Here is a 19,542-nt window from a genome sequence, read left to right as displayed (position 1 = left end):
TTCCTAGGAACCGGCGGTGCCGTGCAGCCCGGCCGACCACCGGCGCAACCCCCAGCGCCGCTCACCGAGGAGACCTTGATGCCCCTGACCTTCCACTGGTTTCTGCCGACCTACGGCGACAGCCGCGACATCGTCGGGGGTGGACACGGGGTGGCGGTCGGCGCCGCCGGTGGCGCCCGGCCACCGAGCATCGCCTATCTCGGCCAGATCGCCCGCAGTGCGGAGCAGCTCGGCTTCGTCGGTGCGCTCACCCCGACCGGGGCCTGGTGCGAGGACGCCTGGCTGACCACCGCGATGCTCAGCGAGGTGACCGAGCGGCTGAAGTTCCTCGTCGCCTTCCGCCCTGGGCTCACCTCACCGACGCTGGCCGCGCAGATGGCCTCGACCTTCCAGCGGCTCTCGCGCGGACGGCTGCTGCTCAATGTGGTCACCGGCGGTGAATCGCAGGAGCAGCGCGCGTACGGCGATTTCCTCGACAAGGACGCCCGGTACGCCCGCGCCGACGAGTTCCTCGATGTGGTGCGCAGCCTGTGGCGGGGCGAGACCGTCGACCACCACGGCGCGCACGTGCGGGTCGAGGGCGCCCGGCTGGCGCAGCCGTTGCAGGAGTCGGTGCCGATCTACTTCGGTGGGTCGTCGGCGGCGGCCGGTCCGGTGGCCGTCCGGCACAGCGACGTCTACCTGACCTGGGGCGAACCGCCGGCGCAGGTCGCCAAGAAGATCGACTGGATCCGTGGTCTCGCCGCCGAGACGGGCCGGCAGTTGCGCTTCGGCATCCGGCTGCACGTCATCACCCGCGACACCGCCGAGCAGGCCTGGGCGCAGGCACACCGGCTGATCGAACGGATCGACGAGGCACAGATCCGTTCCGTGCAGGAGGGGCTGCGCCGCAGCGAGTCCGAGGGGCAGCGGCGGATGCTGGAGCTGCACGGCGGCTCGCGTGACGGGCTCGAGGTCTCCCCGAACCTCTGGGCCGGCGTCGGCCTGGTCCGGGGCGGGGCGGGCACGGCGCTGGTGGGCAGCCACACCGAGATCGCCGACCGCATCGCCGAGTACCACGCCCTCGGCATCGACGAGTTCATCCTCTCCGGACACCCGCACCTGGAGGAGGCGTACTGGTTCGGCGAGGGCGTGCTGCCGATCCTGCAGCAGCGCGGCCTCTGGAAGCACCCCGCCGGCGACCAGACGACCGGTCAGCCGGTCGTGCCGTTCGCCGCCGACCTTGCGCCCCGCCGCTGACTCGCGCCCTCCTGCAATCGGGTAGGGAACCGTTGTCTCGTGTCGAGACAAGTCATAGGTTGCCGGTGACCGGGATTTCCCGGTAGCAGGACAGCAGCACCTTTCGATGGGAGAACTGAGTGAAGTCCCTTCGCCACAAGGCGTTCGCCGCGACCTCGGCCGCGGCACTCTTCGCCGGGATGGCCGTGACGGCCGGCTTCGCCGTGCCGGCTGCCGCCGCCGGTCCCGACACCACGTACCTGGTCCTCGCGCCGGGCAACTCGACGAACCAGGCCGCCAAGCGCGTGGCCGCCGCCAACGGCACAGTCGTCGCCGACTACGGCCAGATCGGCGTGCTCGTCGTCCGCTCGACCAACCCGTCCTTCTCGATCCAGGTCAAGGGCGGCGGCGTGCAGTCGGTCGCCTCCACCGAGGGCCTGGGCGCGCAGCTCGACGAGGGCGAGACCGTCGAGGTCGACGCCGCCGCGCTGGCGCAGGCCGCCGGTGACCCGACGGCCGAGCCGATGTACGCCCAGCAGTGGGACATGGACCAGATCGACGTCCCGCAGGCGCACCAGGTGACCACCGGCAGCGCCGACGTCGTCGTCGGTGTGCTGGACAGCGGCATCTCCAGCAGCCACCCCGACCTGGCGACCCAGATCGACAAGTCGCGCAGTGTCTCCTGCCTCAACGGCGTGCGGGACACCGCCGAGGCCGCCTGGAACCCGACCACCTCCGACCACGGCACGCACGTGGCCGGCACCATCGCCGCCGCCATCAACGGCGTCGGCGTGACCGGTGTCGCCCCGGGTGTCAAGGTCGCCGCGGTCAAGGTCGTCGACGACGAGGGCATGATCTACCCGGAGGCAGCCGTCTGTGCCTTCCTCTGGGCCGCCGAGACCGGCATCCAGATCACCAACAACAGCTACTACATCGACCCGTGGCAGTTCAACTGCCGCAACAACCCGGAGCAGCGGGCGGTCTGGCAGGCCGTGCAGCGCGCCATCCGCTACTCCGCCAACGGCGGTGTGCTCCACTTCGCCTCGGCGGGCAACTCGAACGTCGACCTGCAGCACAAGAACAACGACAGCGACGGCGAGATCACCAACGCCTGCCTGGTGCTGCCGGCCGAAGCCCCCGGCGTGGTCACCGTGGGGGCCACCGGCCCGACGCGGCAGAAGAGCTACTACTCGTCGTACGGCCAGGGAGTCGTCGAGGTGACGGCGCCGGGTGGCGACACCCGCTTCCGTACCGAGGGTGCGCGCTCGACCTCCACCGACGGCATCCTGTCGACCACCTTCAACACCAGCACCCGCACCAACGGCTGGGGTTACAAGCAGGGCACCTCGATGTCGAGCCCGCACGCGGCCGGTGTCGCGGCGCTGGCCCTGTCGGCCCACCCGGGCCTGCAGCCGGGCGCGCTGAAGTCCTTCATGCAGCGCACCGCCGAGCCGCTGGCCTGCCCGGCCGGCGTCTACAACCCCGTCCCGCTGCTCAGCGGGTACGAGGCGAACTGCTACGGCGGCAAGGTCAACGGCTTCTACGGCCACGGTGAGGTCAACGCCTACAACGCGGTGAAGTAGACCCTCCACGCATCACGCGGACCCGTCCGGCCTCTGTGCCGGGCGGGTCCGTCGCTTCCGGCGTCCGCGCGCGATGTGGGTCGGGGAGGGGTTCTGCTGCCGCTTCGCCGCCGGGCGCGGTCGGTTTCCCGTCCCATCTGGCTCATGCCTTAGGCTCGGGGAATGAGCGACCTGGCAGGGCCGGTGGACCCCCGGCGGATGCGCGCCGCAGATTCGGACCGGGAGCGGATCGTCGAGATCCTGCGGGAAGCGGTCGCCGAGGGGCGCCTCGACCTCAGTGAGCTCGACGAGCGGATCGGGCAGGCGTACGCGGCCCGCACCTACGGCGAACTGGAGCCCCTGGTCGCGGACCTGCCGGTGGCCGGCGCGGTGCCGGTGCCGGCGGTGCGGCCGGCGGTGGCCGGGGAGCCGGGCGCCCTCGACAGTGCGGTGGACCGGGGCGGCCTGCAGGCGTCGACGACCGCCGTCGCCGTGATGAGCGGCTTCGAACGGAAGGGGCGCTGGGCGGTCGGTTCGACCTTCAACGCTGTCGCCCTCTGGGGCGGCGGCCTCATCGACCTGCGCGAGGCCGACTTCACCGCCGGGCACGTCAGGATCAACGCGTACGCGGTGATGGGTGGCATCGAGATCATCGTGCCGGAGCACGCGCACGTGGACGTCTCCGGCATCGGCGTGATGGGTGGCTTCGACGGACCACGCTCCAGTGCCGCCTCTGCCGCCGGCGGGCCGACGGTCGTCGTCGCCGGGCTGGCCTTCTGGGGCGGTGTCTCGGTGGAGCGCAAACCTTCCGACGAGGTGATCCGGCAGCGCAGGCTCGAGCGTAAGCGGGAACGCGAGCTCGAGCGGCTGGAGCGTAAACGCGAACGGCTGGAGCGCGGACGGCAACGGGAGCGCGAGCAGGTGGAGCGCAACCGGGAAGACGATCGGGCGCACTGGGAGCACAATCGGCGCGAGCCGGATTGATGGCGGCGGGCAGCTCGCCCGAAGCCTCGTCGGACGGGGCCGCCCGCTGCTGTCAAGCGCAGGCGCCGTCCCACCTCATAAAACCTACTTGACGAGTAGGAATAGTGGGTTGGATGCTGTGGAGGCTGGTTTCCCGTCAGGAGGGGAGGCGACGTGACCGTCGCAACCGACCTCGTCGCACCCATGCGGGCCGACACGTTCCGGGCCCTGCTGCGGCACCAGGCGGCGACCGTCACCGTGGTCACCGCCCCCGGTGCGCCGCCGGCCGGATTCACCGCGACCTCCTTCACATCGGTGTCGCTGCATCCACCCCTGGTGTCGTTCTGCCTGAACCGGGGCTCCTCCAGTTGGCCCGCGGTGGCCCGCGCCGGTCACGTCGCGGTGCACCTGCTCGACGAGGGGCAGCAGGAGGTGGCGGGCATCTTCGCCACCAGCGGGATCGACCGCTTTGCCGCGTACGGGCGGGTACAGCCCGGGCCCTACGGAGTGCCGTTGCTGGAGGGGGCGGTGGCGCGCATGGTCTGCCGGGTCACCGCGCGGGTGCCCGCCGGCGACCACGTCGTCGTTCTCGCCGAGCCGCTCTTCGGGGAGCAGGAGCCGGGCGGGCGCCCGCTCCTCTATCACCAGGGCCGGTACGCCGGGCTGACCCACGACTGACCACCCCGGGTCCGGCCGCCGCAGGTGGCCGACCGTGCATCCTGGCGGGGGCCGGTGCTACCGAGTACCCTCAGATGGTATGACCGCGAAGATCTCGATCTCCGTGCCGGACGATGTCGCGCAGTGGCTCGCCGGTAAGGGCCGGAGCAAGGCCTCCGGGGCGCTGACCGAGGCCGCGCGCGCGATGATGCGCCGCGAGCAGTTCGAGCAGCTGCAGCTCGCACACGGCCGGCCGCTGCCCAGCGCCGAGGGCAAGGCCCGCGCCCGGCGGCTGCTGGACGACGCCGCCGCTGCGGGGCCGGCGCAGAGCGCCCAGGCCCGCGCGGAGCTGCAGCGCCGCATCGCCGCCGGTGACCCGCCGGGCCCACGGCGGTGAGCGAGGGTCGCAGCCGGGTCGCCGTCATGCTCTGCCCGAGCGCGGTGACCGCGTACGTCCAAGGACTCATGGGCGCGGTGGAGGTCATCGGTGAGGTGGTCGACGACGGCGCCGTCTGCTTCGGCCTGGCCGACGTCGCGCTCGCCGAGGTTGCGGCCCGGGCTGAAGAGCCCGACGAGCGGGCCCTCCTCTACGGCCTCGCGGAGATAACCGCCTGCCGGCTGCTCGGCTCGGCCGGGGACGACCCGCGGGAGCTCGAGTGGCTGCTGCGGCTGACCGGCGCGCCGGGCAGGGCGGTCACCGCGCAGCTCGCGATGCGCCACGGCTGCCACGTGCTGACGGCCACCCCCGCCGTGTACGGCGATTTCGGACTGCCGGTCATCCCCATCGACTGAACCGCCCTGCGCGCACCGGCCGCAACCGGGCGGGGCGCCGACCGCACGGCCGTGGCGAGCTGTACCGATGCCGGCATCGGCAGCCCGCGTCGGCCGATGTCGACGGGCGGATGTCAGTGCCGGGCGAGGTAGGCGGCGAGCACCTCGCTGTGGGTGGAGAAGGCCAGCTCGATCGGCTCGGTGACCACCAGCCACTCGGTGGACTCCGGCGTCGGCGCGGAGACGGGCAGCTCCTCGGCTCGGCGGGCCGGCAGCTCACCGAAGATCATGATCGTGCCGCCGGAGGGGGCGCTGCGCACGTCGATCAGGTTCACCGTGTCGGCTGCGGCCTGCAGCCCGGTCTCCTCCCACAGTTCGCGGACCAGGGCGGCGCGCCAGTCCTCGCCGTGTTCGATGAATCCGCCGGGCAACGACAGCAGGCCGCGCGCCGGTTCGATGTCCCGGCGCTGCACCACCACGCCCAGGCCCTGGGCTGTCAGCACCGGCAGCACGGCCACCGCGACCGGCAGCGGATTGCGCCAGGTCGTCTCGCCGCAACCCGGGCAGAGCCGCGGCCACCGCGTCCCGGGATAGGCCGAGCCGCAGTACGAACAGTGGGAGTGCTGAGCGCGGATCACCTGGCGACGATACCGCCGTGAACCGGCCGGGCAGCGCCGGCGGCCGCCGGGCGGGCGGCGCGGGAAGCGGGCGCAGTGGCGCGGCGGGTCAGCGGCGGTGGGCGGTGCGGGGCAGGAAGAGCAGCTGCGCCGGCTTGTGTGGCAGTTCGACCCGCGGGCCCGGTACGAAACCGGCGCGGCGCAGCCGGGCGAGCACCTTGTCGTTGCGGGCGTCGGGCTCGGCCACGATCCGCAGCCGGGCCGGGTCGGCGAGCACGAAGGTGAGAAACTCCTCCAGCAGCGTGCCGGTGAAACCCGGTACCGGCGGCCCGGCCGGGGGCCCGATCAGCAGGTGGATGCCGAAGTCGCCCGGCCGCACGTCGTAGTACTCGCCGATCGGGTCGTGCTCCGGTTCGTACGTCTGGAAGAGCGCCACCGGCGCGTCGTCGCGGAGCATCAGGTACGCGTGGTGGGTCGGCAGCGAGTCCAGGTGTGCGTAGATCTCCCGGACCCGTTCCCGGCTCGCGTCGGCCATGCCCCAGAAGCGGGCCCGCTCCTGGGTGACCCAGCCGTGGAGCAGGTCGGCGTCGCCGGCCGGGTCCACCGGCCGCAGCCGGATCAGGCCGAAGCCGGGCAGCTCGCGGGTGTGGACGTCCGGCCGGGCGGTGGGCGGGGCGGCATCAGTCGGCATCTCGCTCCTCGGTGAGGTCGGCCCAGTCGGTGGTGACCGGGATCAGCTCGCCGCTGCTCCACAGGGGAAGCTGGTCGCGGGCGTGCGGGGCGCCGGGTACGCCGTCGGCCCCGAGCGGGACAATCCAGCGGCTGCGGGACCGGTCGGCGAGGTCCCAGACGTAGCGGGCGGCCGGGCCGCGGGCGCAGTGGTCGGTGATGCCCGGCACGCTGGAGGTGGCGAGCACGCAGTCGTGGTCACCGGCGAGCCCCGGCCAGTTCTGCCCGTCCGGGTCGGGCAGTGCCTGCCAGGGCGCTAGCCGGTGCCGGTCACCCCAGGTCCCGGTCGGCCCGGCGGTGGCGACCTCCTCCAGCGCCTCCCGCGCGAGTGCGGCGCAGTCGACGCCGGGCAGTTCCGCGCCGAGCAGGGTGCCGAGGGCGAAGGCGACCCGGCCGGTCAGGTCCAGCCACGGGGCGAAGACCGCCGGGTACGGCATGGGTTCGGCGAGCACGGCCAGACTCGGCGCGGCGGCGAGTCGCCGGACCAGGGCCGACCGTACGGCGGCGAAGGCGGCCGCCTCGTGGCTGGCGGCCGCCATCCGCCGGTCCCAGCTCAGCAACCGGTCCCGCAGTCGCGCGGCCGCCGGGCTGAGCGCGTCGAGACCGGCCAGCAGTGCCAGCACCGGCGTGGCCGCGCCGAGCAGGGTGTCGGTGTGGATCTGGGCCATCCGGTCGGCGGACCACGTCCGTTCGCCGGCGAGCAGCTCCCGGATCCGGTCGGCCCGGTACGGCGGCGCGAACTCGACACCGAGCCCGGCGGCGAGCCCGCGCTCGTTGGCCATCACCGTCACGTCCTCCACTGCGGCCCGGGGCATCGGCGCGTGCCATCCGCGCCACTGGTGACCCGGATCGGCGGCGGGCACCACCCGCCGCCGGTTCTCCTCGTGCCGCAGCGGCACCGCGCCCGCTACCCGGTGCAGCAGGCCGCCGGCCACGTCGGCGGCGAGCACCACGTTGACCGGCTCGGCCCAGTGGTCGAACGCGCGGTCGACGTCGGCGGTGCTGCGGGCCCGCAGCAGCATCGGCAGCGCCGCGAAACCGAGGTCGGCGCGGACCCGGGGCGGATAGCGCAGGCTGATCGCCGGCTCCTCGTCCGGGCTGCCGATGATCACCGGTCCGCGGGCGGTCTCGATCACCTCGATCTCGACCGGTTCGCCGCCGGCGACCTCGACGGTCTCCCGGTGCGCCGTCGCCGGTTCCCAGCCGCGCGGGCCGTGCGCCCGTACCGTCGCGCCGTCGCGGCGCAGCTGCTCCCGGAAGAGGTCCTGGTAGTCGGCCATCGCGTTGGTGATCGCCCACGCCACCGGCCCGGCGTGCCCGAAGTGGGCGATGCCGGGCACCCCCGGCACGGCCAGCCCCACCACGTCGTACGCCGGGCAGGCGAGCCGGACCTGCTGGTAGACGCCGGGGTTCTCGATGTAGCGGTGCGGGTCGCCGGCGATCAGCGCGGCTCCGGTGGCGCTGCGGTGACCCGGGATCAGCCAGCCGTTGCTGCCCGAGCCGGCCGGCCCGTCGGCCGCGAAGAGGTCGGTCGCCGCGGCGCCGAGGCGGCGGGCCACCTCCTCGCGCCAGAGCTTCGCCGGGAAGCCGGCGAAGAGGATGTGGTGGGCCAGCCAGACCGCCAGCGGGGTCCAGGACTCCCAGCGGCCCGGCGTCAGGCCGGTGGCAGCGAACTCCGGTGCGCGGGCGGCGCCGGCGGCCAGCCCGGCGTTGACTCCCTCCACGTAGGCGTCCACCCAGGCCGCGGTGTCGGCGTCCAGGTTGTCCCGGCATCGGCGCGCGGTGTCGGCCAGCCGTGCGCGCCGGGCGAAGACGTCCCAGCCGAGCGCCTCCGCGCCGAGGAAGGCCGCCGTCGCGCCCTGCGCCCGGTGCCGCTCGAACTCCAGCTGCCAGGCCCGGTCCGTCGCCGTGGTACGGCCCTGCAGGAAGGCCAGCTCCCGCTCGTCGTCGCCGCGCAGGTGGGGGATGCCCCACGCGTCGCGGAAGACCCGGCCGCTCATGCCGGGAAGGCCAGCGCGCCGGCGGCGAGCGCCGGGGCGCCGGGACGGCGGCGCCGGGCCGCGGGAATCACCAGCGGTGCGCCGGTCTCCGGGTCCTCGATCACCCGGCAGGGGAGTCCGAAGACCCGTTCCACCAGCTCGGCGGTGACGATCTCCCGTGGCTGGCCGGCTGCGACCAGCTCCCCGTCGCGCATCGCGATCAGGTGGGTGGCGTAGCGGGCGGCGTGGTTGAGGTCGTGCAGCACCGCGACCATCGTGCGGCCCTGCTCCTCGTGCAGGTGGGCGCAGAGGTCGAGGATCTCGATCTGGTGGGCGATGTCCAGATAGGTGGTGGGCTCGTCGAGCAGCAGCAGGGGCGTCTCCTGCGCCAGCGCCATCGCGATCCAGACCCGCTGACGTTGCCCGCCGGAGAGCTCGTCGACGAGCCGGTCGGCCAGCTCCTGTACGCCGGTGGCCCGCATCGACTCGGCGACCACCCGCTCGTCGTCGGGCGACCACTGCCGCAGCAGCCCCTGGTGCGGGTAGCGGCCCCGCGACACCAGCTCGGCGACGGTGATGCCGTCGGGCGCGATCGAGGACTGGGGGAGCAGCCCCAGGATCCGGGCGACCTGCTTCGCCGGCCGGCGATGGATGTCATCCCCGTCGAGGAGCACCGTCCCGGTCGACGGCCTGAGCATCCGCGACAGGGCGCGCAGCAGCGTCGACTTGCCGCAGGCATTGGGCCCGATGATGACGGTGAAGGAGTTGTCGGGGATGGTGACGTCCAGATCGCGGGTGATGGTGCGCTGGTCGTAGGCGAGGGTGAGGCCCTCACCGCGTAGCCGTGTCACGCCGGACTCCGTCATCTCGCTGCTCCGTTCCCCGCCGATGCTCGCAGGTGTCATAGCCGTACCGCCCGCCGGGACGTGGCGAGCAACCAGACGAGGTAGGCCCCGCCGATGGCGCCGGTGACGACGCCGACGGGGAGCTGGTGTCCGGTGAAGAGGCGCTGCGCCGCCCAGTCGGCGGTCACCAGCAGCACCGCGCCCATGCTGAGCGCCGGCAGCAGGTTCGGCCCGGGCGCGCGGGTCAGCCGCTTCGCCAGCTGCGGCGCCGTCAGGGCGACGAACGAGACCGGCCCGGCCGCCGCGCAGGCGAGCGACACCAGCAGCACCGCCGCGGCGAGCAACATCAGGCGGACCCGTTCGACGCGGATGCCGAGAGCGCTGGCGGCGTCGTCGCCCATCTCGATCATCCGCAGCGCGGGGCCGAATGCCAGCAGCACCAGCGGCACCAGCACCGCCAGGGCGGCCAGCAGCGGCACCGCGTGCGTCCAGCCACGACCGTCGAGGCTGCCGGTCAGCCAGAGCATCGCCCGGGAGGCGTCGGTGAGCTGGGCGCGGGTCAGCAGGTAGCCGTTGACGCCGGTCAGGATCGCGGCCGTGCCGATGCCGACCAGGATCAGCCGCTGGCCCTCCACGCCCCGCCGCCACGCGATCAGGTAGACGAGTCCGCCGGTGGCGAGGCCGCCGGCGAGCGCCCCGGCGGAGAGCGCGAGGGTGCTGCCGCCGGCGACCACCACCAGCAGGGCGCCGACGGCAGCACCCTGGGTGAAGCCGAGCATGTCCGGGCTGCCCAGCGGGTTGCGTACCAGCGACTGGAAGACCGCACCTGCCAGCGCCAGCGCGGCCCCGACCAGCAGGCCGGTCACCAGCCGGGGCAGCCGCAGTTCGAGAACGATGAAGTCCTGCGCCGGGGTGCCGCCGCCGGCCAGGGTGCGCAGCACCTCGGCGGGGGCGATCGGGTAGTCGCCGCCGCCGACGGAGAGGACACCGACGACCAGCGCCAGCAGGGCGCAGCCGGTCCCCACCGCCAGCGGCCGGGGGTGCAGCCGCACGGAGAAGCCGTTCGGGGTGCGGAGCACGATCATGTCCGGATCCCCTTCCGGCGTACGACGAGCCAGAGGAAGACCGGTCCGCCGAGGACGGCGGTCATGACGCCCACCTGCAGCTCGCCGGGGCGCCCGAGCACGCGGCCCAGCACGTCGGAGCCGAGCAGCAGGACCGGGGCCAGCAGGGCGCAGTAGGGCAGCAGCCAGCGCAGGTCGGGGCCGGTCAGGCCGCGGACCAGGTGCGGCACGATCAGCCCGACGAAGACGAACGGCCCGCAGGCGGCCGTCGCCGCGCCGCAGAGCAGCGTGATCGCCACGATCGCGGCGGCGCGGACCAGCGCCGGGTGGGCGCCGAGCGCCCGCGCGGAGTCGTCCCCGAGCGCCATCGCGTTGAGCGGTCGCGCCGTGGCCAGGGCGATCAGCAGGCCGGCGGCGACGAAGGGGAGCGCCCGTACGACCGTTGTGTGGTCGGCGCCGGCCAGCGAACCGACCGTCCAGAAGCGCATCTTCTCCAGGGCCGCGGCGTCGAGCAGCATCACCGCGTTGACGTAGGAGAAGAGTGCGGCGTTGAGCGCGGCGCCGGCCAGCGCCAGCCGGGCCGGGGTGGCACCCCGTCCACCGCCCACGGCGTACACCAGCACGGACACGGCGGCGGCGCCGAGCATGGCGAACCAGATCTGGCCGGTGAGGCCGCCGATGCCCAGGAAGAGGGTCGAGGTCACCACGGCGGCGGAGGCTCCCGCGTTGATGCCGAGCAGACCGGGGTCGGCGAGGGGGTTGCGGGTCAGCGCCTGCATCACCCCACCCGCGAGGCCGAGTGCCGCGCCGGCGAGCAGTCCCAGCAGTGTGCGGGGCAGGCGCATCTCGTGCACCACGGCGTAGTGCGCGGAGGCGGGGTCGATCAATCCGTGCCAGACCTCGCCGAGGCCGAGGGGCCGGGCGCCGACGGCGATGCTCGCCGCGGCGACCGCGATCAGCACGGCGGCCGCGCCGATCAGCCCTGCGCCACGGAGTGCGGAGCGGCTGCGTGTCGGTCGTTCGCGCGGGGCGGGTGGCGCCCGGAATCCGATGAGTTGATCAGTGGGAGGCAGTTTCTGCTCCGAAGTGGTGAGAAGTCGTCGGATGCCCCATCTTGGCGGGCGACTTAGGTTAGGCTATGTTGACCAAGGTTAGGCAAGCCTAACGGATGACGGCCTTCGGGGTCGCCCGCATCTGCAAGAGAGACAGATTCCATGCTGAATGCCAGAACCACCAACCTGTCCCGCCGCGGTCTGCTCACCGCAGGTGGTGCGATCACGCTCGGGGTGCTGCTCGGCGCCTGTGGCAAGGGGGAGTCGGACTCCACCTCCGGCAAGAAGGCCGACGGTGGCCCCTGGTCCTTCACCGACGACCGTAACGAGAGCGTCCGCACCGACGCCACCCCGAAGAGCATCGTCGCCTTCACCGGCACCGCCGCCGCGCTGGTCGACTTCGGAGTGGACAAGCAGATCGTCGGTGTCTTCGGCGAGACCCTGCTCCCCTCCGGGGAAGCCGACCCGCAGGCGGGCGACCTCGACGTCGCCGGCGTCGAAGTGCTCGGAAACGTGTGGGGCGAGTTCAGCCTCGACAAGTACGCCGCGCTCAACCCCGATCTGCTGGTGACCCACATGTACGACCCGGGCGCGCTCTGGTACGTACCGGAGGAGAGCAAGGACAAGATCCTCCAGCTCGCCCCGAGTGTCGCCATCACCACCGCCCGGGTGCCGATGACCAAGCCGATCGAGCGCTACGCCGAGCTGGCCGCCTCCCTCGGCGCGGACCTGAAGTCGCAGGCGAACACCGCGGCGAAGGAGCGCTTCGATGCCGCAGCCGAAGCGGTGCGGGCCGCCGTCGCCGCCAACCCGGGCATCAAGGTGCTGGCCGCCTCCGGCAGCGCCGACGTGCTCTACGCCTCGAACCCGCAGGTCAACACCGACCTGATGTACTTCGCCGAGTTGGGCGTGGAGATCGTCAGGCCGGACAAGCTCGACGCGGGCGATTACTACGAGTCCCTCAGCTGGGAGAACGCCGACAAGTACCCGGCGGACCTGATCCTGCTCGACCGTCGCGGAGTGGCCCTGCAGCCGGCCGACCTCGCGGCCAAGCCGACCTGGGCGCAGCTGCCGGCGGTCAAGGCCGGGCAGATCACCGGCTGGGACTCGGTGCCACGCTTCTCCTACGCCGGTGCCGCGCCGCTGCTGGAGAGCCTCGCCGGGGCGATCCGCGACGCCAGGAAGCTCGCCTGATCCGATGACGACCGTCACCGCCACCGCTCCGGCCGCGCTCATCGCGGGCCAGTTCCGGTTCTTCCGGGCCGAGGTCGCGCGGGTACGCCCGCTCGGCCCCGGCATGGTCCGGATCACCCTGCACGGCGCCGACCTGCGCGACTTCGCCGGTGGCGGCCGGGACCAGAGTTTCTCGCTCTTCCTGCCCCACCCCGGTCAGGAGGAGCCGCTGGTTCCGATCGAGGCGGGGGCGGGCTGGTTCGCCGGCTGGCGTGCCCTCGACCCGCAGGTGCGCGCGGTCATGCGCTCCTACACGGTCCGGACGCAGCGTCCCGAGGCCGGCGAGGTCGACGTCGACTTCGCCCTGCACGGGCTGACCGGCCCGGCATCGCGCTGGGCCGGCCGGGCCCGCGGCGGTGAGCGGGTCGTGCTGCTCGGGCCGGCTGTCGCCGACAACCGCAGCGTCGGTTTCCGGCCCGCGCCCTCGGCCGACTGGACCCTGCTGGCCGGCGACGAGAGTGCCTTGCCGGCCATCGGCGCCATCCTGGCCGGGCTGCCCGCCGGCGCGCCGGTCAGGGCCTGGATCGAGGTCTCCCGGCTCGCCGACATGCAGGCGCTGCCGACCTGCGCGGACGCCGAGGTGACCTGGCTGTTCCGCGATGCGGGCGGTACGTCCCGGCTGGCCGGCGCCCTCCGCACGGCCCGCTGGCCCGCCGGCACGCCCTACGCCTGGCTCGCCGGCGAGTGCGGGGTGGTGCGGGACCTGCGCCGGCACCTGGTCAACGATCGCGGAGTGCCGCGGCGCAGCATCACCTTCTCCGGCTACTGGCGCCGCGGCGCATCGGAGGAGGACCTGCGCGCCGAGGCCGCCGACTGACCCGACCTCACCGCTCGCCGGGTGCCCGGGTGCTGCCCGGGCACCGACGCGGTGCGCTGCGCCGTGCCCCGAACTGTTCACGATCGCGAAGGACCGTCATGAGGCTGCAGGGACAGAGAGTCCACAGTGCCAGGTCGGAGGCTGCCGACGGCGCGCCGCCGTCCGCCGGGCCCGCCGGCCCGGCGGGCCCGCGCGAACAGCTGCTCACCAACGACACCGCCGCCGCGTACCGGCAGGTCCTCGCCGAAGGAGTGGAGCGTGTCGCCGACCGGATCGCCGGCACGCGGCACCCGTTCACCGGGATCACCCCGGCGCGGCTCGCGCCGCAGGTCGCCGGGATCGACCTGGACCGGCCGCTCGGCGACGTCACCGCGGCGCTCGACGAGCTCGACACCGTCTACCTGCGCGACGCCGTCTACTTCCATCACCCGCGCTACCTCGCCCACCTCAACTGCCCGGTGGTCATCCCGGCGCTGCTCGGCGAGGCGGTGCTGACCGCTGTCAACTCCTCGCTGGACACCTGGGACCAGAGCGCCGGCGGGACCCTCATCGAGCAGCGGCTGATCGACTGGACGGCGGAGCGCATCGGCCTCGGCCCGGCCGCCGACGGCATCTTCACCAGCGGCGGCACCCAGTCCAACCTGCAGGCGATGCTGCTGGCCCGTGAGGAGGCGTGCCTGGCCGCCGGCGCCGGTGCGGCCGAACGAGCGGCGCTGCTGCCGCGGCTGCGGATCCTCACCTCCGAGGCGGGCCACTTCAGCATCCGCAAGGCCGCCACCCTGCTCGGGCTCTCCCCGGAGGCGGTGGTGCCGCTGGCAACCGATGATCGGCGGCGGATGTCACCGGCCGCACTCGCCCGCGAACTCGACCGGTGCCGCCGGGAGGATCTGCCCGTGATGGCCGTCGTCGCCACCGCCGGCACCACCGACTTCGGCACCATCGACCCGCTGCCGGAGATCGCCCGCCAGTGCGCCGAGGCCGGCGTCTGGTTGCACGTCGACGCGGCGTACGGCTGCGGGCTGCTCGTCTCGCCGACGCGCCGGCACCTGCTGGCCGGCATCGAGCAGGCCGACTCGGTGACCGTGGACTACCACAAGTCGTTCTTCCAGCCGGTCAGCTCCAGCGCCCTGCTGGTCCGCGACCGCGTCGTGCTGCGGCACGCCACCTACCACGCCGACTACCTCAACCCGGCGCGGATGGTCGAGCAGCGCATCCCCAACCAGGTCGACAAGAGCCTGCAGACCACCCGCCGTTTCGACGCCCTCAAGCTCTGGCTGACCCTGCGGATCATGGGAGCGGACGGGATCGGCGCCCTCTTCGACGAGGTCGTCGACCGGGCCGCCGGGGCCTGGGAGCTGCTCGAGGCCGACCCGCGTTTCGAGGTTGTCACCCGATCCCAGTTGAGCACCGTGGTCTTCCGGTACCTGCCGGAACCGGGACCGGCCCGGGACCTGGCCGACGAGGCCAACCTGTACGCGCGGGAGGCGCTGGCCGCCTCCGGCGCCGCGCTGGTCGCCGGGACCCGCGTCGACGGCCGGCACTACCTGAAGTTCACCCTGCTCAACCCGGCCACCACACTGGACGACGTCGCACAGGTGCGCGACCTGATCGTCACCCACGCCCGGCAGTACCTCACCGAGAGGCTCGACCGGCGGCTCCAGTGCCAGCCGGCCTGAACCGCCGCGCCACCCGGGCCGGCGCCCGCCGACCGGCCCCGCTCACCCCTGCACCGAGCGTACGGAGACTTCATGTACGACTTCATCGCCATCGGCCTGGGCCCCTACAATCTGGGGCTGGCCTGCCTCACCGCGCCCCTCGACGACCTCGACGGGCTCTTTTTCGAGGCGCGTGACGAGTTCGACTGGCACCCCGGCATGCTGCTGGAGTCGGCCACCCTGCAGACGCCCTTCATCGCCGACCTGGTGACCCTGGCCGACCCGACCTCGCCCTACTCGTTCCTGCAGTACCTGAAGGAGAGCGGGCGGCTCTACCCGTTCTACATCCGGGAGAGCTTCTTCCCGATGCGCAGCGAGTACAACGCGTACTGCCGGTGGGCCGCGGCGAAGCTCGGCAACCTGCGCTTCGGGCACCGGGTCACCGAGGTGACGTACGAGGCGGCCGGGGACTGCTACACCGTGACCGTCCACATCGGCGCCACCGGCGAGACGCAGACCCATTCGGCGCGCCGGCTGGTGCTCGGCACCGGGACCGAGCCGTACCTGCCCGCGGCGGTTCGCGACCTCGCCGGCGACCTGCTGCACACCTCGGCGTACCTGGAGCGCAAGGCACAGCTGCAGACCAAGGAGAGCATCACCGTCGTCGGCAGCGGGCAGAGCGCCGCCGAGATCTACCACGACCTGCTCACCGAGATCGACACCCGCGGGTACCGGCTGAACTGGGTGACCCGCTCGCCGCGGTTCTTCCCGCTGGAGTACACCAAACTCACCCTGGAGATGACCTCGCCGGATTACGTGGACTACTTCCACGCCCTGCCCGAGGAGACCCGCTACCGGCTGGAGTCGGTGCAGAAGGGCCTCTTCAAGGGGATCAACTCCAGCCTGATCAACGACATCTACGACCTGCTCTACACCAAGAGCATCCCCGGCCCGCTGCCGACCCGGCTGCTGACCAACACCGCTCTGACCGAGGCGGCGTACGACCCGGCGACCGGGACGTACACCCTGGGGTTGCGCCACCTCGAGCAGGAGCGCGACTTCTCCCTGAGCACCGAAGGGCTGGTGCTCGCCACCGGGTACAGGTACCGGCTGCCGGACTTCCTCGCGCCGGTGCGCGACCGGCTCCGCTTCGACGACCACGGCCGCTTCGACATCGCCCGCAACTACAGCGTCGACGTCACCGGCCGCGGCATCTTCCTGCAGAACGCCGGCACCCACGCGCACAGCGTCACCTCCCCGGACCTGGGCATGGGGCCGTACCGCAACTCCTGGATCATCCGGGAACTGCTCGGCCGCGAGCGCTACCCGATCGAAGAGAGCATCACCTTCCAGGAGTTCGGCGTACCGGCGGGTGGGGCGGCGTGAGCACGGTCGTCTTCGCCCGGACCGATCCGCGGCTCGGGGTTTTCGCGCTGCGGCCGCTGGACGTCGCGGCCGACGCCGCGCTGCTGCACGGCTGGGTCACCCACCCGAAGGCGGCGTACTGGATGATGCAGGACGCCGAGCCGGCCGACGTCGCCGCCGAGTACGGCCGCATCGCCGCCGACCCGCACCACGAGGCGTTCCTCGGCCTGCACGAGGGCCGGCCGGCCTTCCTCGCCGAGCGCTACGATCCCGTCCACGTCGAACTGGCCGGCCGCTATGACGCCGAGCCGGGCGACATCGGGATGCACTTCCTCTGTGCGCCGACCGGGCAGCCGGTGCACGGCTTCACCCTGGCGGTGATCACGACGGTGCTGGCCTGGCTCTTCGCCGACCCCGCGGTGCGCCGCGTCGTGGTGGAGCCGGACGTGCGCAACACCGCCGTGCACCGCCTCAACGCCGCCGTCGGCTTCGACGTCGCCGGCCCGATCACCAAACCGGAGAAGCGGGCGCTGTTGAGCTTCTGCACCCGTGACCGGTTCCTGACCACCACCGGACTGCCCGACCCGGCCCGAGGAGTCACCGCGTGAACCCGACCGACGCCGTCGCCCACCTGCGCCCCGAGCACTGGGACCGCGCCAACCGGCTGCTGGTCCGCAAGGCGCTCGCCGAGTTCTCCCACGAGCGGCTGCTGCACCCCGAACCGGTGCCGGGGCGCGCCGACCACTTCGCCGTCCGCAGCGACGACGGCGCCGTCGAGTACCGGTTCCGTGCCCGGCTCCTCGCACTGGACCACTGGCAGATCGACGCCGAGAGCATTATCCGCCATCGCGACGGTGCGCAGCTGCCGCCGGACGCCGTCGACTTCTGCATCGAGTTCGCCGGCCCGCTGGGGCTGAGCGCGCAGATCCTCCCCGTCTACCTGGAGGAGATCACCTCCACGCTGGCCGGTACGGCGTACAAGCTGGCGGCGCCGCCGGTCGGGGCCGCGGAGCTGGCCAAGGCCGACTTCCAGGAGATCGAGACCGGGATGACCGAGGGGCACCCGTGCTTCGTCGCCAACAACGGCCGGCTCGGCTTCGGCGTGCACGAGTACCGGGCGTACGCCCCGGAGGCAGCCCGCCCGGTCCGGTTGATCTGGCTGGCCGCCGCCCGCGAACACTCGGTCTTCACCTGCGCCGACGACCTGGACTACGAGCGGTTGATCGCCGGCGAACTGGACGAGGCGACCCGGAACCGCTTCGCCGCGACAATGGCCGAACTCGGGCTGGACCTGGCCGATCACCACCTCATCCCGGTGCACCCGTGGCAGTGGTGGCACAAGCTGGCGGTCACCTTCGCCGGCGAGCTGGCGTCCCGCCGGCTGGTGGTGCTGGGGGAGGGGCCGGACTCCTACCTCGCCCAGCAGTCCATCCGCACCTTCTTCAACGTCACCGCACCCGGGAAGCACTACGTCAAGACGGCGCTGTCGGTGCTGAACATGGGCTTCATGCGGGGCCTGTCGGCGGCGTACATGGAGGCGACCCCGGCGATCAACGACTGGCTCGCCGCGCTCATCGCCGGCGACGAACTCCTGCGCGCCACCGGGCTGACAATCATCCGGGAGCGGGCCGCCGTCGGCTACCGCCACCGCCAGTACGAGGCGGCAACCGACCGGTACTCGCCGTACCGCAAGATGCTCGCGGCGCTGTGGCGGGAGAGCCCGGTGCCGGGGCTCGCGGCCGGTCAGCGGCTGGCCACGATGGCGAGTCTGCTCCACCTCGACCGCGACGGACGCTCCCTGGCCGCGGCGCTGATCGCCGATTCCGGGCAGGCGCCCGGGGTGTGGCTGCGGCAGTACCTGGATGCCTACCTCACCCCGCTGCTGCACTGCCTCTACGCCTACGACCTGGCGTTCATGCCGCACGGTGAGAACGTCATCCTGGTGCTCGACGGCTCCCGGGTGCAGCGGGTGATCTTCAAGGACATCGCCGAGGAGATCGTGGTGATGGACGCCCAGGCCGACCTGCCGGCGGCGGTGGCGCGGATCCGGGCCGACATCCCCGACGACGAGAAGGTCCTCTGCGTCTTCACCGACGTCTTCGACTGCTTCCTGCGCTTCCTCAGCGCGACCCTGGTCACCGAGGAGGTGCTGACCGAGGAGACGTTCTGGCGTACCGTCGCCGACTGCGTCGCGGACTACCAGCGGCGCGCGCCGCACCTGGCCGACCGGTTCCGGCGGTACGACCTCTTCGTGGGCACGTTCGCGCTCTCCTGCCTCAACCGGCTGCAACTGCGCAACAACCAGCAGATGGTGGATCTGGCCGACCCGTCGGCCGCGCTGCAGTTCGCCGGTGAGCTCGCCAACCCGATCGCCCGCTTCGCGCCGTCGGCTTGACGGCCCGGCAGCGGGTCACAGGCCGTGCAGGGCCAGGTCGATCGCGCGGATGGCGGCAGCGGACTGGCCGGTCGTCTCGGCGATGCCGTTGACCATCTGGAAGAGCAGCACCAGGTCGTCCGGGACCAGGTCGGACCGGACCTGGCCGTGCTCCTGGGCAAGCCGAAGCGATGGGGCGAGCGTGGTGGTCATCCGGCGCTGGCAGCGGGCGCGGACCTGCGGATCGAGTTCCTGGACGAGGCGCACCAGCGGGCGCATTACCACCACGTTCGTCAGCACTTCGCGCAGCAGGATCCGGAACGCGTGGGGCTGGTCGGCGGTGGCGGCGACCAGTTCGCCGAGCCGGTCCAACTGATAGCTGAGCACTGCGGCGGCCAGGGCACGCCGGTCCGGGAAGTGCCGGTACGCGGTGGCCTGACCGACGCCCGCGTGCCGTGCGATCTCCGGCAGGCCGACGCCCGCGCGTGCGCTCGTCATCAGGTCACAGGCGGCCTCCACGATGGCCGTCCGGTTGCGCTCTGCGTCCCGGCGAAGCGAGGTGCGGACTCCGTACGGCACGGCCACACTCCTTGAACCGACAGATGTTACTCACGCGTAACGATAATGTCATGATCTTTTGA

The 19,542-nt window shown here is 72.7% G+C and carries 19 protein-coding genes; 12 read left to right on the top strand and 7 right to left on the bottom strand.

All coding sequences use genetic code 11. The annotated features are described in order from the left end of the window. The first annotated feature begins 78 nt into the window (after positions 1-78). The 6 genes from ACK8GG_RS06300 to ACK8GG_RS06275 all read left to right on the top strand — a co-directional run bounded on the left by ACK8GG_RS06300 (position 79) and on the right by ACK8GG_RS06275 (position 5,192). Complete coding sequence (locus tag ACK8GG_RS06300) at positions 79-1,239, top strand: LLM class flavin-dependent oxidoreductase (RefSeq protein ID WP_440355800.1); 1,161 nt, start codon at positions 79-81, stop codon at positions 1,237-1,239. A 119-nt stretch (positions 1,240-1,358) separates the two neighbouring features. After that, positions 1,359-2,801 (top strand): S8 family peptidase, encoded by a 1,443-nt coding sequence (locus ACK8GG_RS06295; RefSeq protein ID WP_440355799.1) that lies wholly within the window; start codon positions 1,359-1,361, stop codon positions 2,799-2,801. Between the two features lie 162 nt (positions 2,802-2,963). After that, complete coding sequence (locus ACK8GG_RS06290; RefSeq protein ID WP_440355798.1) at positions 2,964-3,764, top strand: DUF1707 SHOCT-like domain-containing protein; 801 nt, start codon at positions 2,964-2,966, stop codon at positions 3,762-3,764. Positions 3,765-3,917: 153 nt separating this feature from the next. After that, a complete protein-coding gene (locus ACK8GG_RS06285) occupies positions 3,918-4,421 on the top strand; it encodes a flavin reductase family protein (RefSeq protein ID WP_440348771.1) in 504 nt (167 codons plus the stop codon). A 79-nt stretch (positions 4,422-4,500) separates the two neighbouring features. Then, on the top strand, positions 4,501-4,797 hold the full coding sequence (locus tag ACK8GG_RS06280) for a hypothetical protein (RefSeq protein ID WP_440348770.1): 297 nt from the start codon (positions 4,501-4,503) through the stop codon (positions 4,795-4,797). Continuing rightward, a complete protein-coding gene (locus ACK8GG_RS06275) occupies positions 4,794-5,192 on the top strand; it encodes a hypothetical protein (protein WP_440355797.1) in 399 nt (132 codons plus the stop codon). Before ACK8GG_RS06280 ends, ACK8GG_RS06275 begins: the two co-directional genes overlap by 4 nt. A gap of 113 nt (positions 5,193-5,305) precedes the next feature. Here the strand turns inward: ACK8GG_RS06275 and ACK8GG_RS06270 are convergent, their stop codons facing one another. The 6 genes from ACK8GG_RS06270 to ACK8GG_RS06245 all read right to left on the bottom strand — a co-directional run bounded on the left by ACK8GG_RS06270 (position 5,306) and on the right by ACK8GG_RS06245 (position 11,457). Then, complete coding sequence (locus tag ACK8GG_RS06270; protein WP_440352970.1) at positions 5,306-5,809, bottom strand: NUDIX domain-containing protein; 504 nt, start codon at positions 5,807-5,809, stop codon at positions 5,306-5,308. An 88-nt stretch (positions 5,810-5,897) separates the two neighbouring features. Next, on the bottom strand, positions 5,898-6,479 hold the full coding sequence (locus tag ACK8GG_RS06265; protein ID WP_440352971.1) for a GNAT family N-acetyltransferase: 582 nt from the start codon (positions 6,477-6,479) through the stop codon (positions 5,898-5,900). Further along, positions 6,469-8,517: a penicillin acylase family protein gene (locus ACK8GG_RS06260; protein ID WP_440355796.1), complete on the bottom strand. Its 2,049-nt coding sequence runs from the start codon at positions 8,515-8,517 to the stop codon at positions 6,469-6,471. Before ACK8GG_RS06260 ends, ACK8GG_RS06265 begins: the two co-directional genes overlap by 11 nt. Further along, a complete protein-coding gene (locus tag ACK8GG_RS06255) occupies positions 8,514-9,347 on the bottom strand; it encodes an ABC transporter ATP-binding protein (RefSeq protein WP_440352973.1) in 834 nt (277 codons plus the stop codon). Before ACK8GG_RS06255 ends, ACK8GG_RS06260 begins: the two co-directional genes overlap by 4 nt. Before the next feature lie 50 nt (positions 9,348-9,397). Next, the gene (locus ACK8GG_RS06250) at positions 9,398-10,426 is read right to left on the bottom strand and encodes a FecCD family ABC transporter permease (RefSeq protein WP_440348764.1); all 1,029 of its coding nucleotides are present in this window, start codon (positions 10,424-10,426) and stop codon (positions 9,398-9,400) included. After that, on the bottom strand, positions 10,423-11,457 hold the full coding sequence (locus tag ACK8GG_RS06245) for a FecCD family ABC transporter permease (protein WP_440356080.1): 1,035 nt from the start codon (positions 11,455-11,457) through the stop codon (positions 10,423-10,425). Before ACK8GG_RS06245 ends, ACK8GG_RS06250 begins: the two co-directional genes overlap by 4 nt. A gap of 162 nt (positions 11,458-11,619) precedes the next feature. Between ACK8GG_RS06245 and ACK8GG_RS06240 the strand changes: the two genes are divergently transcribed. The 6 genes from ACK8GG_RS06240 to ACK8GG_RS06215 all read left to right on the top strand — a co-directional run bounded on the left by ACK8GG_RS06240 (position 11,620) and on the right by ACK8GG_RS06215 (position 18,922). Continuing rightward, a complete protein-coding gene (locus ACK8GG_RS06240; protein WP_440355795.1) occupies positions 11,620-12,651 on the top strand; it encodes an ABC transporter substrate-binding protein in 1,032 nt (343 codons plus the stop codon). A 4-nt stretch (positions 12,652-12,655) separates the two neighbouring features. Continuing rightward, on the top strand, positions 12,656-13,507 hold the full coding sequence (locus tag ACK8GG_RS06235) for a siderophore-interacting protein (RefSeq protein WP_440355794.1): 852 nt from the start codon (positions 12,656-12,658) through the stop codon (positions 13,505-13,507). Positions 13,508-13,605: 98 nt separating this feature from the next. Continuing rightward, positions 13,606-15,183: a pyridoxal phosphate-dependent decarboxylase family protein gene (locus ACK8GG_RS06230; protein ID WP_440355793.1), complete on the top strand. Its 1,578-nt coding sequence runs from the start codon at positions 13,606-13,608 to the stop codon at positions 15,181-15,183. Positions 15,184-15,255: 72 nt separating this feature from the next. Beyond that, positions 15,256-16,548: a lysine N(6)-hydroxylase/L-ornithine N(5)-oxygenase family protein gene (locus ACK8GG_RS06225; RefSeq protein WP_440352977.1), complete on the top strand. Its 1,293-nt coding sequence runs from the start codon at positions 15,256-15,258 to the stop codon at positions 16,546-16,548. Further along, positions 16,545-17,135, top strand: a complete 591-nt coding sequence (locus ACK8GG_RS06220; protein ID WP_440348759.1) for a GNAT family N-acetyltransferase — start codon at positions 16,545-16,547, stop codon at positions 17,133-17,135. The genes ACK8GG_RS06225 and ACK8GG_RS06220 overlap by 4 nt, the downstream gene beginning before the upstream one ends. Then, a complete protein-coding gene (locus tag ACK8GG_RS06215; RefSeq protein WP_440355792.1) occupies positions 17,132-18,922 on the top strand; it encodes an IucA/IucC family protein in 1,791 nt (596 codons plus the stop codon). The genes ACK8GG_RS06220 and ACK8GG_RS06215 overlap by 4 nt, the downstream gene beginning before the upstream one ends. A gap of 15 nt (positions 18,923-18,937) precedes the next feature. Here ACK8GG_RS06215 and ACK8GG_RS06210 read toward each other — a convergent pair whose 3' ends face one another. Then, positions 18,938-19,480: a TetR/AcrR family transcriptional regulator gene (locus tag ACK8GG_RS06210; RefSeq protein WP_440355791.1), complete on the bottom strand. Its 543-nt coding sequence runs from the start codon at positions 19,478-19,480 to the stop codon at positions 18,938-18,940. Between the last annotated feature and the right edge of the window lie 62 nt (positions 19,481-19,542).

The sequence above is a fragment of the Melissospora conviva genome, assembly GCF_049523535.1.
Lineage (GTDB): Bacteria > Actinomycetota > Actinomycetes > Mycobacteriales > Micromonosporaceae > Melissospora > Melissospora conviva.
This window is presented reverse-complemented; position numbering and strand designations above follow the sequence as displayed.

Coding starts and splice junctions, on each gene's coding strand:
- ACK8GG_RS06230 (WP_440355793.1), top strand. CDS start 13,606: ATGAGGCTGCAGGGACAGAGAGTCCACAGTGCCAGGTCGGAGGCTGCC.
- ACK8GG_RS06300 (WP_440355800.1), top strand. CDS start 79: ATGCCCCTGACCTTCCACTGGTTTCTGCCGACCTACGGCGACAGCCGC.
- ACK8GG_RS06290 (WP_440355798.1), top strand. CDS start 2,964: ATGAGCGACCTGGCAGGGCCGGTGGACCCCCGGCGGATGCGCGCCGCA.
- ACK8GG_RS06240 (WP_440355795.1), top strand. CDS start 11,620: ATGCTGAATGCCAGAACCACCAACCTGTCCCGCCGCGGTCTGCTCACC.
- ACK8GG_RS06225 (WP_440352977.1), top strand. CDS start 15,256: ATGTACGACTTCATCGCCATCGGCCTGGGCCCCTACAATCTGGGGCTG.
- ACK8GG_RS06250 (WP_440348764.1), bottom strand. CDS start 10,426: ATGATCGTGCTCCGCACCCCGAACGGCTTCTCCGTGCGGCTGCACCCC.
- ACK8GG_RS06265 (WP_440352971.1), bottom strand. CDS start 6,479: ATGCCGACTGATGCCGCCCCGCCCACCGCCCGGCCGGACGTCCACACC.
- ACK8GG_RS06280 (WP_440348770.1), top strand. CDS start 4,501: ATGACCGCGAAGATCTCGATCTCCGTGCCGGACGATGTCGCGCAGTGG.
- ACK8GG_RS06235 (WP_440355794.1), top strand. CDS start 12,656: ATGACGACCGTCACCGCCACCGCTCCGGCCGCGCTCATCGCGGGCCAG.
- ACK8GG_RS06260 (WP_440355796.1), bottom strand. CDS start 8,517: ATGAGCGGCCGGGTCTTCCGCGACGCGTGGGGCATCCCCCACCTGCGC.